This is a genomic window from Nostoc sp. CCY0012, assembly GCF_963920855.1.
GTDB lineage: Bacteria > Cyanobacteriota > Cyanobacteriia > Cyanobacteriales > Nostocaceae > Cyanocohniella.
The window spans coordinates 66,796-80,894 of sequence record NZ_CAWUDM010000019.1 but is presented as its reverse complement, the minus strand read 5'-3'; the positions used below and the strand labels follow the sequence as shown (position 1 = coordinate 80,894).

Sequence of the window (14,099 nt, the reverse complement as noted above, 5' to 3'; positions counted from 1 at the left end):
ACTTAGCTAAGTGTGATCGCACAACATATTTATATTGACCTAGCCAAAGGCGATCGCTTATCCGCCTACATACAATTTTAAAGCGATCGCTAGCTATTGTTTTAGTAATTATACTGATACATTAACGTTAACTTTTCTCTTCCAGTGATTTAGTTGGTATTTCAATAGCTGTAACATCAATTGTGCCTTCTGGTGTGAAGCGCTGAAAATGTCCTTGTTTTACTGACAGTGCTTCTCCACAATTCGGACACTGCAATTGACTGTTATTTAAGCCTGTAAATTCGTAATTACAAACAGGACATTGATCAGTCACTAAATTGCGTTGCAGCCACCAGCGAAATCCAAAGAAGGCGACAACGGGTGTCAACATGAAGAAGCCAACGATAATTAGCAACGAATTCACCAACCAGCCTAAGCCTAATGACGCCAGCAACCAGAAAACGGCTAACACTGTGAGCCAAGGGCGAAGATTTTCAAGACTCAATTGCAAAGATTTAAGGCTCATTTTTTAAATATTGTCTTGCTCTTCTTCTAGGATAGCGAGTTTAGTTGAGAGTCAAAAGCCAAAATTCAATTACCAAAAGTCAAGAAATATTACTCAAGCTTTGGGACTATCTGCTTACGACTCAGGATAAAAGCAGTTCTTGTAGTCGCTGTTGAAAGGCTTCCATACCAAAAACAGCGATCGCTTGTTCTCTCAGCCATTGTCCATCACAACGTTGATCATTCCCTTGGAGAATTTCTATACAAGCTTTTGCTACTGCTTCTGGATCACGATGTGGTACTCGCCATCCTAGTTTACCATCCTGCAAGGGGTCAGCAGAACCATCATCATCACCGGATAACACCGGCACACCACAAGTCATCGCCTCTAAATAAACAATGCCAAAGCCTTCTTGAGAGGGCATAATGTAGGCATCGGCAAGGCGATAGTGTGCCATTAACTCTTCTGTAGGCACAAAACCTGCAAAAACCACGCGATCGCTCACACCTAAATCTTTTGCTAGCTGGGCTAATCGGGGTTGGTCATCGCCGCGACCAATTACTAAATATTTAATTTCTGGGAAAACTTTAGCTATTTGAGGTAGTGCGCGAATAGTTACATCTACACCTTTGTAAATATCTCCTGACCATAGTCGCGCCACAGTCATTAATACTTTTGTACTATCTAATCCATATTTCTCGACTAATTCTGGCTGTTTAGATCCAGGAATAAATTTATTGCTATCAATGGCACAAGCTAACATCTTTATTTTTTGAGGATCTAGACCATTGGCGGCGCAAGCGCGATCTCGGCTGTAGCGACTAATAGTCCAGATACTATTTGCTGATGCTAGTGCGCGTTGTTCCTGCTTTTTGAGTGGTTCCCACACTTCCTTGCCATATGTAAGTACGGTGTAGGGAATCCCCAACGGCTGACAAAGAGTTTGAATCAGTACTGCCAAGTTAATATGTCCGCAGAAAACGTGCTGGGGACGTTTGTACACGAGAAACTTGAGTAAAGCCACTGCCATTGTCAGCCTTCCTATTTGGGAGAACTGATTCTGAAAGTAATGGAATTTTAAATTATCAGATTCAAAAGGATTTGAGCAGTGAGAACTATCTCGCAATAAAAAAACTTCGGCTCTACAACCTGGTTTCAACTCTGAATATGCACGAAAAATATCTTTGACATAAGATTGAATACCACCTTCTCGGGCAAAAATTTCTAAGAACACGAAGACGTGGTTAGCTGCTCCATGAACTTTTTCGGCTAAATTGAGGTTTTCTCCCACTGTATCAATCAACATTTATGTTTTTTATACTCCGAGAGAGGGTACAGATGCAGGTGTAAATGAGCTAAGACGCAAGTTAGGCGAGTATTCCATTGTGCCATCGCTCTATATCTGCTGGTACCAATTTCTCTAATAGTTCCTCAGAACGAAATTGAAGTTCCCAAAGCAGGTTTTTTAACTTTGCAGGGATGAACTACTGCTGGACGTTTTTCTGCTTAGAGGACTTTAGCATTGATAATTACAAATCTTTTCTATTCTCATCCCATGTAAAATTTATTGATCCCAGTACTATATTCTGCTGGTTAATTAATTTTTCGTATTCGTCTCATAGCTTCAGCCCCGTCTCTAGCAAAATCTCTATAAAATGTTTATACAAATAACAAAAATTACCTCAGGGCTGAAGTCGCTTTGTCATGGTTATGGCATTCTTTCTAATTTTTACCTTCTTTAGCATATTTAACGATCAGTAAACAATTTCTCCCATCTGCGCTGCGTTCGTAGACAACATGGTCAGCCAATCGTCGCAGGAGAAACCATCCATATCCCCCAACTTGCAGAGTGCCTGGTTGTGGCTCGGCGATGGCATCGGGATTAAACGGTTTTCCATGATCCCAAATTCTCATCTCTAGTCTATTAATCCACAGGCTAACTTCAATTTCGATGGTAGTTTCCGGTGGTAAAGCACGATGAGCATGACGGACTGCGTTGGTAAAACCCTCTGCTAATGCTAAATTAAGGCGATAAAGTTGGCTTTCTGACCAGCCAAGTTGAGATAGATATTGTAAACAAAATTGCTCAAACCATTGTTGTACGTAGTTTAGGAGCTTAAGTTCGCTCTTCACCGTCAGATGGTCGTGCTGCACTATGCTAAGCATTGACCTTGACTTGAATATAAGATGAGTAAAAGATGTCTATATTGGTCGTATTTTGGCGATTTTAGATTTGGGAATCTTGTTTTTTACCAAAACTAAAAATCCCAGATGCTACCTGGATGAATAAAATTGACGCCTGTAAGTCGCAAAAGTACATCTGCCAAAAGTATGAGCAGCTTTCCAAGAACACTTCCTGGGTGATTGCGTCAGCAGTTGCCAGGAGGAAAACCCTCCCCATAACTACTAAATTCGGTAGATGCTCTAGAAACTACAGGCGTCAAAGGCTTGGTGTTAACTAAATTAGAATAATCCCAAAGTCAGAGATTTATCTAATGGGAGGGCAGCACCAATACCCAACCACAGGGTGACAAGAGTGCCAAAGAGGAATACTGTAGTTGCAACTGGACGACGGAAGGGATTTTGGAATTTATTGACGTTCTCAATGAAGGGAACGAGGATTAATCCCAAAGGCACTGAGGCCATTGCTAGCACTCCTAAAAGTTTGTTAGGAAGCGATCGCAAAATCTGGAATACAGGATACAAATACCACTCCGGCAAAATTTCCAGTGGTGTAGCAAAAGGATTTGCTGGTTCACCTGTCATTGCAGGATCTAGTACAGCTAGAGCCACAATACACGCGAAGGAACCCATAATCACAATGGGGAATACATACAATAGGTCATTAGGCCAAGCGGGTTCGCCATAGTAGTTATGACCCATGCCTTTGGCGAGTTTGGCTCTTAACTGAGGATCGCTCAGATCGGGTTTTTTTTGCGTTGCCATGTTTGAATGCGCTCTCCTGCTCAAATTCAGTTAAAGCATTTGTGGAAGCCATCAGCTATGAGGCAACCCTGGACTGCGGCAAGCCGCTTGGAGGGGGTCTACAGCTTTCAGCTTAAAATACAGCCTTTGTTTTTATTGTCGCTTATGAGTGATTTTTTTCTGATTTCTCATAAGTTTAAAACAAACAACTGAATCTGCAAACTGAAAGCTGTTGCCTTTTCGCATTTTGGCTGAATTTAGATTACAAAGGTCCGGAAATACCTTGTTTGCGGATCATCAAGAAGTGGAACAGCATGAAGACTGCAATTAACCAAGGTAGTACAAAGGTGTGAGCGCTGTAGTAGCGAGTCAATGTAGCTTGACCAACACTAGAACCACCGCGCAACATATCAGAAATCAAAACGCCAACTACGGGAATTGCTTCTGGTACGCCGCTAACGATTTTTACAGCCCAGTAACCTACTTGATCCCAAGGTAGGGAGTAACCTGTAACACCAAAAGAAACAGTGATTACAGCTAGGATGACACCACTTACCCAGGTCAATTCGCGGGGCTTTTTGAAGCCTCCTGTGAGGTACACCCGGAAGGTGTGCAAAATCATCATTAACACCATCATGCTGGCAGACCAGCGGTGAATGGAGCGGATTAGCCAACCGAAGCTCACCTCATTCATGATGTACTCTACTGAAGAGTAAGCTTCAGCTACAGTTGGCTTGTAGTAGAACGTCATGGCAAATCCAGTGGCGAACTGGATGAGAAAGCAAGTTAGGGTAATGCCGCCCAGGCAATAAAAGATATTTACATGGGGAGGGACGTACTTGCTAGTGACATCCTCAGCTAGCGCCTGAATCTCCAAGCGCTCCTCGAACCAGTCGTAAACGTTGGCCATACAATCTCAAGTTCCTAAAAATCGGTTGCGGTTGATCAATCTCCCAATTAGCAATTTTGGGATTTTCACAAAAGGGAGTTAGTTCGTTTGCTTTGGAGCCTTCAAAGTGATAAGAGTTTTCAGAAACTTAACACTCTGTAAATATGGAATATATTGCGTTCTCTTTGCAAGCCAACACAAAAAATGCTGGACACCAAGTAGATCTTATCGTTTGCTGAGTGGAATACACCGCATCAGTTGTCTTGACAAGTTGATGAGAGCAATGCACCACTTCTATAAAAAAAGTAACATAGTTGAGATATAGATTTCATCAATAACGAGGTAAACGGGCAGTTTTCAGCAATTTGGGATCAGGTGAAATAGAAAATGGGGTTCATGCACAAACAGGTTTTTCGGTTAGGATTTTCACTGCTAATGGCATTTTGGTTGGCGTTGGGCGCCCTCATCCAACCAGCAGTAGCTTTGACGGATGAGCAAAAGCTAGTTTCAGAAGTTTGGCGAATTGTCAATCGTACTTATTTAGATGAGACGTTTAACCATCAAAATTGGTCGGCGGCGAGGCAAAAGGCATTAGAGAAGCCGCTGAAAAACAATCAAGCAGCTTATGCAGCAATTCAGAATATGCTGAAGTCTTTGGGCGACCCTTTTACCCGCTTTTTAGACCCGGAGCAGTACCGGAGTTTGCAAGTCAATACGTCGGGTGAACTGACTGGGGTGGGTTTACAAATTGCCCTGAATCCGGAGACTGGAAGGCTAGAAGTAGTGTCACCCATTGTGGATTCACCAGCAGATAAAGCCGGAATTAAACCACGCGATCGCATTCTCAAAATCGAAGGCATTTCCACAGAAGATTTGACCCTCGACGAAGCAGCAACTAGGATGCGGGGCCCCGTTGGTAGTCTAGTTACCCTGTTGATTGAACGAGATGGGGTAGGGGAAAAAGAAGTGAGAATAGTGCGCGATCGCATTGAGCTTAACCCTGTGGTGTCTGACTTGCGTTTTTCTTCCCAAGGAACACCCATTGGCTACCTGCGCTTAACTCAATTTAACGCTAACGCTTCTACAGAATTAGCACATGCTATTTCTAGTTTAGAGAAAAAAGGCGCTGCTGCCTATATTTTAGATTTGCGAAATAATCCCGGTGGGTTATTACAATCAGGAGTAGAAATTGCCCGCCTGTGGTTAAATTCCGGTACCATTGTTTACACGGTCAATCGCCAAGGTATTCAGGGCAGTTTTGAATCATTTGGCCCTGCCTTGACAGATGATCCATTAGTAATTTTAGTCAATCAAGGAACCGCCAGCGCTAGTGAAATTCTTGCTGGGGCCCTACAAGACAATGGTCGCGCCCAGCTAGTAGGGGAAACTACCTTTGGTAAAGGCTTAATCCAGTCTTTGTTTGAATTATCAGACGGTTCTGGCTTGGCAGTCACAATTGCTAAGTACGAAACACCTAATCATCGGGATATCAACAAATTAGGTATTAAGCCAGATAAAGTAATTGCCCAAGAATCAATTACCCGCGAACAAATTGCCACCAACGCCGATGTGCAATATCAAGGAGCATTGGAATTGTTAAAGACAAATTCTGTATTGGCGGGAGTGGGAAGTAGGGAGTAGGGCGTAGGGAGTGGGGAGTTTTTTCCTCATCTCTCTACCTCAGCACTCACAAGTCCCTGATAAGCATTCTCTATGAAACGTTTGCCTCTGAGGAAGCCTGTGTTAGCGCCTGGACAGATGTACTGTAGGGTTTCTGGGGTGAAGCGTGCTTGTAGTAATTGAAGACTTTTAATTTGTCTTGGCCAGTGAAATGTTTTTGCTGTCCGCTGTAGTACTGGTTCTCCTTGGTGATTGGGGACTAAATGGCGACCAGAAAACAGCACACCTCCCTGTTTACTGTAGTAGAGACAAGATGAACCGGGAGAATGCCCCGGTGTCCAAATTACTTGTGTTGTAGCCGTGAGTGTAAAATTTTGGGTAAAGGTGGTTACAGTTAATCCAGGTAATAAATAAGCTTCTTGCTCTTGAATGAGAACTTCGGAGCTAAAGATTTGTTGAATTTCTGAAGTTTTACCAATAGCACCTCTATGAGTGAGAAATAGCCAACGCACGCCGCCATGCGATCGCAAAAAATCTTGATTTGTTTGATCTAAAGCCGGGGAATCGATGAGGATATTGCCTTCATTTCCTACAATAAGGTAAGAGGTTCCCCCTAATGTGTCTCGATTTGGCGGAAAGGCAAAGATACTATCTAGTACTGGACGTGGTGGCTTGGCTATCTGACTTGGCTGTTGAGGTAAGGGACACATGAGCAAAAACCGAACTGAGGAGTGGTAAAAATTGGGTGACAGAGTTGAACTTCTTAAGAATTTACATTTGAGACTTAATAAGTTCTGTTAACCGTTGTAGACAAATTGGGGTTTAGAGTCTGTCTAGTAGTGAAGGCTGTGGTACCGACACGCTGGTGGGACATATTTTTAAAATTACTGAAGAGCAAATGACATCTTGGTTTCTCCTCCTATTGGGACTAGCTACTTATCTAATGGTGCAGCGCAGTGTCGCTAACATCACCCGGACACCAGTCTGGTTGTTGTGGTTGGTGTTAATGACACCAGCATTGATATTAAGCGGGTGGACGATAAGGTATGGGACACAACCACCCCCGCCGGCAGCACTGATCATTTGGCCGTCAATTATCTGCCTTCTGTTATACTGGCTGTTGTTTCAATGGGGCCGTCGAGCGCCAAAAGATCCACAAACGGAACCCCCAGCTATTGAACCACAGTCGGCTATCCATCCTACCGCAGAAGCAGTAACAGTGCGTCCCATTGAACCAACGGAAGAAACCCAACTACGAAATTGTTTTCCCTGGTCTGTTTACTACATCCAAAACATTGAGTACAGACCCCAGGCTGTTGTCTGTCGTGGTCAGATCAGAACTACCCCTACTAAGGCTTATCAGCAGATTAAGGCTAATATCGAAGCACAATTTGGCGATCGCTTCTTGCTCATCTTTCAAGAAGGTTTTAATGGTAAACCTTTCTTTGTGCTGGTTCCTAACGCTCAAGCTGCTAAAAATGCCAATGCCACTAAGCCAGAACGGTTAACACGTCCAGGATTAGCTTTATTTTTACTATTCGCTACTTTACTGACAACTACTTTTGTAGGGTCAACACTCGCCGGTTTTCAACCACAAGAATTTGTCTCTCAACCAAGTATTTTGTTACAGGGCTTACCCTATGCTTTAGGGTTGATGACTATTTTAGGTATCCACGAACTTGGTCATTATATGACCGCTCGGCATTACAAAATTCGCACAACCCTGCCTTATTTTATCCCTCTGCCATTTTTCTTAGGCACTTTTGGCGCATTTATTCAAATGCGTAGTCCCATACCCAACCGGAAAGCTTTATTTGATGTGAGTATCGCTGGGCCTATTGCAGGTTTTGTGATCACATTACCGTTTTTAATCTGGGGTTTGGCTAATTCGGAGGTGGTTCCCATGACTGATCAAACAGCATTGTTGAATCCTGAAGCACTCAACCCCAAATATTCAATTTTATTGGCACTGCTGGCGAAGTTAGCATTAGGGAGCGAATTAACAGCACAATCTGCTATCAACCTGCATCCTATAGCAATTGCTGGTTTTCTGGGACTAATTGTCACAGCTTTGAATTTGATGCCTGTGGGACAACTCGATGGGGGTCATATTGTCCATGCCATGTTTGGACAGAGAACCGCAATGGTTATCGGTCAAATTTCCCGCTTGTTACTGCTACTGCTTTCTTTAGTCCAGTCAGGATTTTTTATCTGGGCGATTATTTTATTATTCATCCCCTTGATTGATGAACCCGCCTTAAACGATGTCACCGAATTAGATAATGGTCGTGACATTTTAGGATTGATGGCAATGGCACTGCTGGTAATTATTGTGCTGCCAGTACCGCAGGCGATCGCTAACTTCTTACAAATGTAAATAAAGGAAAAGGAAACGGGGAAGACTTTAGGTTTGTAAGACATCTTTCTTCACCACCTCTATCCACTCCTTTCTGATGATTAAATGAACTTTTTCTGAGCCAAAACTGAGGGTTGAAGAGACTTTTTATTTCATGGTAAATCCTTAATTGTGGTTCAGAGAAGAGATGTAAATTTAACATCCAGAAGGAGATAAATTTATGGTGCTTACACATCCTTTAACTATTGCTGCGGCTTCTGTTTTCATTGCTATTAGTACGCAAAGTCAAGCATTAGCATTAGTGAATTCATCAAAGTCTGTCCTAAATTTGGTATCTAGTAATACTAGAATCCAAGCCCCCAAACAGCCTATTTTAATCGCAGAAGATAATACATATTGGGGGCCAGAGCGTGATTTTCAAATTTTTATGCCAGGGGAAGTTATCAAAAATACCCTTGATCAACTGACATCTATCAGTGCTAATCAACGGGTGTACACCATTATACACAGAAACTTTCCACAAGCTTCTAGTATACCTATTCCCCAGTTGCGGCAAGTGTTACGAACTGCAATGAGGGAAACTATTGGTCGCCAAGGCAAAATTATTCAAACTACTAATCTGGTAATTAATAAACATCCAGGCTTACAGTTACTGATACAGCATTCTGATGGGACTCTGGGACAATATCGCGCATTTGTGGTTAATCAGCGTCTTTACTTTATGGGAACTGTAACAAAAGATGAGTTAACTACAGAATCTGTGGATTTCTTCGACTCTTTTCGGGTTTATCCTGAGCGAATCCCTTATTCAAACCTGAATTTTTATTAATTGTATATAAAACACAAATTAGTTTTATATATCTCTTGCTAAAAAGTAAGCAATTTTAGTTATTTCATACCAATAAATAACTTTTGTTTATTTACATACAACCTAAGTAAAACACTCAAATCAAGTTTAATTAGCAGTAAATAAAAGTTAATGTTTTTTCTAAATCATGAATTAAAGTTTATGCACATATTACCCTGGAATCCTTGGAAATATATTGGCAATAAAAAAAATCTCGATACATTTAGAATGATTGATTGGGCAGCCATATTTTTCAGAATTATTAAATCTGAAGCGAGGCAAAAAATGAATACAATACAAGTATTGTTGGCAATACGTCAGTATATTCTATTTTTATTTTTAATCCAAAAATATCCTGATATCAGAATGGTTCCTAATCAACAAATTGATGTAGTTTTACACGCACATATGGCTAATCTTCAGCAATTTGAGCAAGACTGCCTGTATCTCTTTAATACATGCTTGCAACATATTCCGGATTTTGGAGTTATGGGAGAGGCAGAACGTTTAGAATGGCAATTAGCTTTTGCTCAAACTCAAGAACTATTCGAGCTAAATTATGGGCAAAATACTATGGGTAATTCTCCAGCGGCTTGTTGTGAAATTCTGTTGGGGTGTACATAGTTTATTTGCTAATAAAATATTTTTATAAACTAGATACCCTACATCTTTAAATAGTAGGGTATGTAATACTTATATATCAAGCGATCGCAGCAAATTTTGAGTTTCTTCAACTTCTGGTAGCATCCCCAGTTTCTCAAAATTCTCTAATGCTTTAGTTGCCCAATAATGAGCATCTACTAACTTCCCTTGTGCCTTAGCTAGAGAGGTTAATGAGCGCTGACAAAATGCAGCGCGGCTTTTGTCTTCATTAGCTTCGGCTACACGTAATCCTTCTGTTAGCAGTCGTTCCGCTTCATCTAGTCTGGATTGTTTGATGGCAATATCAGCCAGCCAATTTTGCGTACAGAAAATGGCACGTATCCAGTTCATCGATTGTGCAATTTCTAAAGTTTCTTGAAATATTATTTTGGCTTGCGTATATTTTTTATTTTTAAATAAAATCTCACCTTGATAATATCGAATTTGCACTAACTGCCGCGATCGCTGCTGTTCATCTAGTTTTTTTTGTGCCAGTGCCAGTATTTCTTGTGCTTGTATTAGCCAAATCTGTGCCTCGTCTAATCTTTGCTGTTGAATGCGTAAAACTGCAATATTTCTGGCCAACGTCAATCTAAATAAAGCTTCTTGATGGTGACGTAACTCCCAAGCCTTAGTAAATAGTTTGTCTGCTTCTTCTAATTGCTGCGGCTTTCCCATCGATGTCAGCGTCCAACCCCGGTGAACCATCACTTGTGCTAAGACTGACCAGTCCCCACGTTGTTCGGCTGCGGAAATTAACCAGGCTGTCCAAGTTAGACGTTCTTCCCAGTATCGTAAGCGACTTTCTCGCCTACCCATCATATATGTATAGGCTTCAATATTTTGCCAGAAATTTAACATCTCAGCATATCGACCCTCGATTACACACCACTCAATAGCAGCTTGTAAATTTTGCCACTCTTCCTCCAAACCATCAAATTGTCCTTGCCATCCTTTAGCATCCTGTCCGATATACCTCTGGGAAAAGTGTAAGTACCATTGAATCCACCTCTCCCTTGCTTCTAATTCAAAGTCAGGGTGATTCTTCAGTTCGGCAAGGGCATACTCGCGGGTGAGTGGTAGCATACTATAGCGATTATTCTCTTGTCTAACTAACGAAAGTCCCCGCAATCTAGCTAAGTCAGCACTTGTGGTATGCAAATTCATTTCGGACACTGCAACTTGCACCAAAGCATCCTGTAAAGCAGGTATGGGAAATAACGCTAGTGCCATAAGTAACTTGTGAGCTGATTTTCCTATCAGTGGTTTTACGGAATTCTCAAAGCAAAAACGTGCCACGTCTCCCCTAGATTCAGAGACTTGTCCCAAAACTTCCTGAATAGGATAACCGTTATATAATTGACCTATGGCATAGCTAATGGCGACTGGAATACCTCCTGTAACTTTGTAAAGTGCTTGAATAGCTTGGTGTGTGAGATGTACTCCCTTTTCTTGGGCTTCGTGCTTAATTAAACAAATGCCATCTGATTCTGGCATAGATGTTAAACGCACAGGTACAAACACAATTTGTTCACGGGTAGTAATTACTGCCTTAACGGTTGGTGGTAATTCATACAAAAAGGCCAACACATCCTGCTGATTATCCACCGTCTCCAAATTATCTACAATTAACAATGTCTGCTGACAGGAAAGAGCTTCTTTAATTAAATCTAATTGCTCTTCAAAACTAACCCCTGTAATATCTAATTCATTTAATAACCGAGCAATTTGTTGAAAGATATCACGTAAAGTTCTTCTGGGAGCTAAACTTGGTAAAAAACCAGAGGAAGTTAGATAAAATTCTTTAGCTGAAGTAAAAATAATAGTATCAAAAGTAGGTACACCAAGAAAACCTTCGTTATTTTTGCTGGCATCCACACAAAGATAAGCAGCTTGAAGAACAAGAGTTGTTTTACCCACACCACCAATACCATCAACGCTAACTAAATGTGCAGAATGCCTGGGTGACAGTAATTCTAGCAACCGGGCAATTTCTTCTTCTCGACCAACAAATGTTGTGCAACTAGGTGCAGGTAAGTTGTGGCGTGGGCGTTTGGCAGGAATTGATGAAGAAACTAAAGGCGGTTCGATGGGGATAGTAGTTTTATCTGTGTCATTTTGAAGATAGTTTGGTTCTCGTAGTAATTTTTCTAATACTAGTTTTACAGTATTAATACGTATTTTTTGCCCTGTAGCATCTGATAATAATTCCCAAAGCTTGGGACAAAACACCCGCTGTACAGTGCTGTCAGAATATCCAGTTACCTGAATTTCTTTCAGCTTTTTACCTGTAAATACCTGCTCTAGAATCGACTTTTGTACATCTGTTAAAGATAATCCTGTTTTGGGGGTAACTAAAGTATTTGCTACTCTTATGAGTTCCGATATTTTTTCAGTGCCCATCTGTCAACTGGAAATAAGTCCTGGTAGTGAGCTTACCTTAATTTCTAGAATAAATTTATACCTGTAACAAATTGAGCGAAAAAACTGAAAATGTTGAATATTTTGAACTTAAATGTTGAATATTTGGCTGAAATTATAGCTACAAAATTAACAATATTTCTGATACTTTAAAAACAAAGCGCCTCTGTAAATTCATATAAAGGCAATATTAGGCACTCAACAAAGTATTGAGCAACTGCCTAAGAATAAATTTCAGTTTTTTGCACAGAAAATTATTATCCAGATAACAACATGTTGAGTTTTATTAAAGCTGCACTCAGCTTAATTTCTCCTGCCTTGATTTTGATTTTTGTACTAACGCCTATCGCTAAAGCTCAAGCTGGAAATTTATCATCTAGTCAAAATTCAATAGACGTGACGACAGAAGAGAACAGCACTGAATACTGGCAAAAAGTTAATCAATATATACAACTAGATGCTGTACAAGTTACTTCAGTTTCTCAGCTTGCTGATGTGCAGCCGACTGATTGGGCATTTCAAGCATTGCAGTCTTTAGTTGAGCGTTATGGTTGTATTGCTGGATACCCTGATGCCAGCTTTAGGGGTAGTCGCGTCATAACTCGCTTTGAGTTTGCGGCTGCATTCAACGCCTGTTTAGACAAAGTTAACCAAGGTATTACTGCTGATATTAACAACGTAGTTGTCAAGGAAGATTTAGCAACTTTACAAAAGCTGCAAGAAGAATTTGCGGCGGAAATTGCTACCTTACAGAGTAGAGTTGATGTTGTAGAAGCACGTACCGAACAGCTAGAACAACAGCAATTTTCCACAACTACAAAACTCAATGGTCAATTTATTTTGGCTGCTGTAGATGCGTTTGGGGATGCTAGTAGTAATGGTGATGGAGACGATAGCAATCTTACATTTTCTAGTCGAGTGCGCCTCAATTTCAGAACCACCTTTATCGGACAAGATGAGTTACTTGCCCGTATTCAAGCGAGTAATGTGATTAATCCTCATGCACCTGGAAATGAAGCTCGCGTAGGTTTCCAATCTGATACAACTAGTAATGCGGTACTCAGTAAGTTGCAATATCGTTTTCCGCTCAACGAACAAGTATCAATTTTAGCAGCTACAGGCTTTAATACTTACTTTGATGATGGGGATGTTATTAACCCTCTACAAAGCGATGCCAATGCTACAATCTCTCGCTTTGGTCGATACAATGCCATTTATCGTTTAGGTGGAGATACGGGTGTCATACTTACTTATTGGCCGAATAAAAATATTAAAGCAGAGGCTATGTATCTAGCGAAAAATGCCAACAACCCTCGGAGTGGCTTGTTTAACAGTGGCTATGGTGCATTAGGGCAGATTATATTTTATCCCAATAGTCAAGATCCAGATACCAAATTTGCTTTTAGCTACGTTAATGCTTATAACGAGGATGGTTTAGCCCATAATACTGGCAGTTTAGCATCTAACCTAGGAGGCAGAAAAGTTGCTTCTAATTCCTATGGCGTGCAAGCAAATGTCAAAATTAGTAGTGGTTTTCAACTTGGTGGATGGGCCGGCTATACCAATGCACGGGTGCTAACTGGAGAAGTTACAGGTAATGCTGATATTTGGAACTGGGCGGTTACTCTGTCCTTTCCTAATTTGGGCAAAACAGGTAATTTGGGAGGAATTATTATAGGAATGCAGCCTAAATTGACTAGTACTTCAGCATCTCTATCAGGTTTACCTCGTCGTGACCCAGATACTGGATTTCACCTTGAAGGATTTTATCGGTATCAAATTAATGCCAAAATTAGCATTACTCCTGGTTTGGTTTGGCTGACAGCACCAAATCACGACAGCCAGAATGGGGACATTTTTTTGGGAGTTATTAGAACTACCCTAGAAATATAAACAAAAATTTACAGCATAAGTC

The 14,099-nt window shown here is 41.0% G+C and carries 12 protein-coding genes; 5 read left to right on the top strand and 7 right to left on the bottom strand.

Features of this window, described 5'->3' with window-relative positions:
* Nucleotides 1-127: 127 nt before the first annotated feature.
* From ACM0OS_RS07910 to petB, 5 genes are all read right to left on the bottom strand, one after another.
* A complete protein-coding gene (locus ACM0OS_RS07910; RefSeq protein ID WP_414542617.1) occupies nt 128-505 on the bottom strand; it encodes a hypothetical protein in 378 nt (125 codons plus the stop codon).
* 121 nt (nt 506-626) lie between these two features.
* Nucleotides 627-1,790 carry a glycosyltransferase gene (locus ACM0OS_RS07905; protein ID WP_414542616.1) on the bottom strand — a complete coding sequence of 388 codons (1,164 nt, stop codon included), beginning with the start codon at nt 1,788-1,790 and terminating at the stop codon, nt 627-629.
* A 416-nt stretch (nt 1,791-2,206) separates the two neighbouring features.
* Complete coding sequence (locus tag ACM0OS_RS07900) at nt 2,207-2,650, bottom strand: ATP-binding protein (RefSeq protein WP_414542615.1); 444 nt, start codon at nt 2,648-2,650, stop codon at nt 2,207-2,209.
* A 297-nt stretch (nt 2,651-2,947) separates the two neighbouring features.
* A complete protein-coding gene (gene petD, locus ACM0OS_RS07895; protein WP_414542614.1) occupies nt 2,948-3,430 on the bottom strand; it encodes a cytochrome b6-f complex subunit IV in 483 nt (160 codons plus the stop codon).
* Nucleotides 3,431-3,671: 241 nt separating this feature from the next.
* Nucleotides 3,672-4,319, bottom strand: a complete 648-nt coding sequence (petB, locus tag ACM0OS_RS07890) for a cytochrome b6 (RefSeq protein WP_414542613.1) — start codon at nt 4,317-4,319, stop codon at nt 3,672-3,674.
* A gap of 366 nt (nt 4,320-4,685) precedes the next feature.
* Between petB and ctpA the strand changes: the two genes are divergently transcribed.
* Nucleotides 4,686-5,939 (top strand): carboxyl-terminal processing protease CtpA, encoded by a 1,254-nt coding sequence (gene ctpA, locus ACM0OS_RS07885; RefSeq protein ID WP_414542612.1) that lies wholly within the window; start codon nt 4,686-4,688, stop codon nt 5,937-5,939.
* Nucleotides 5,940-5,965: 26 nt separating this feature from the next.
* On the opposite strand, the gene ACM0OS_RS07880 is transcribed toward ctpA, so the two are convergent.
* On the bottom strand, nt 5,966-6,628 hold the full coding sequence (locus ACM0OS_RS07880) for an MBL fold metallo-hydrolase (RefSeq protein ID WP_414542611.1): 663 nt from the start codon (nt 6,626-6,628) through the stop codon (nt 5,966-5,968).
* Between the two features lie 188 nt (nt 6,629-6,816).
* Between ACM0OS_RS07880 and ACM0OS_RS07875 the strand changes: the two genes are divergently transcribed.
* The 3 genes from ACM0OS_RS07875 (at nt 6,817) to ACM0OS_RS07865 (ending at nt 9,745) form a co-directional block, all read left to right on the top strand.
* A complete protein-coding gene (locus ACM0OS_RS07875; protein WP_414542610.1) occupies nt 6,817-8,295 on the top strand; it encodes a site-2 protease family protein in 1,479 nt (492 codons plus the stop codon).
* Between the two features lie 199 nt (nt 8,296-8,494).
* Nucleotides 8,495-9,103, top strand: a complete 609-nt coding sequence (locus ACM0OS_RS07870; RefSeq protein WP_414542609.1) for a hypothetical protein — start codon at nt 8,495-8,497, stop codon at nt 9,101-9,103.
* A 180-nt stretch (nt 9,104-9,283) separates the two neighbouring features.
* Nucleotides 9,284-9,745, top strand: coding sequence for a hypothetical protein (locus ACM0OS_RS07865; protein ID WP_414542608.1), 462 nt, complete (start codon nt 9,284-9,286; stop codon nt 9,743-9,745).
* 69 nt (nt 9,746-9,814) lie between these two features.
* On the opposite strand, the gene ACM0OS_RS07860 is transcribed toward ACM0OS_RS07865, so the two are convergent.
* A complete protein-coding gene (locus tag ACM0OS_RS07860) occupies nt 9,815-12,166 on the bottom strand; it encodes a tetratricopeptide repeat protein (RefSeq protein ID WP_414542607.1) in 2,352 nt (783 codons plus the stop codon).
* A gap of 291 nt (nt 12,167-12,457) precedes the next feature.
* On the opposite strand from ACM0OS_RS07860, the gene ACM0OS_RS07855 reads away from it, so the two are divergent.
* Nucleotides 12,458-14,077: an iron uptake porin gene (locus ACM0OS_RS07855; RefSeq protein ID WP_414542606.1), complete on the top strand. Its 1,620-nt coding sequence runs from the start codon at nt 12,458-12,460 to the stop codon at nt 14,075-14,077.
* Nucleotides 14,078-14,099: the final 22 nt, after the last annotated feature.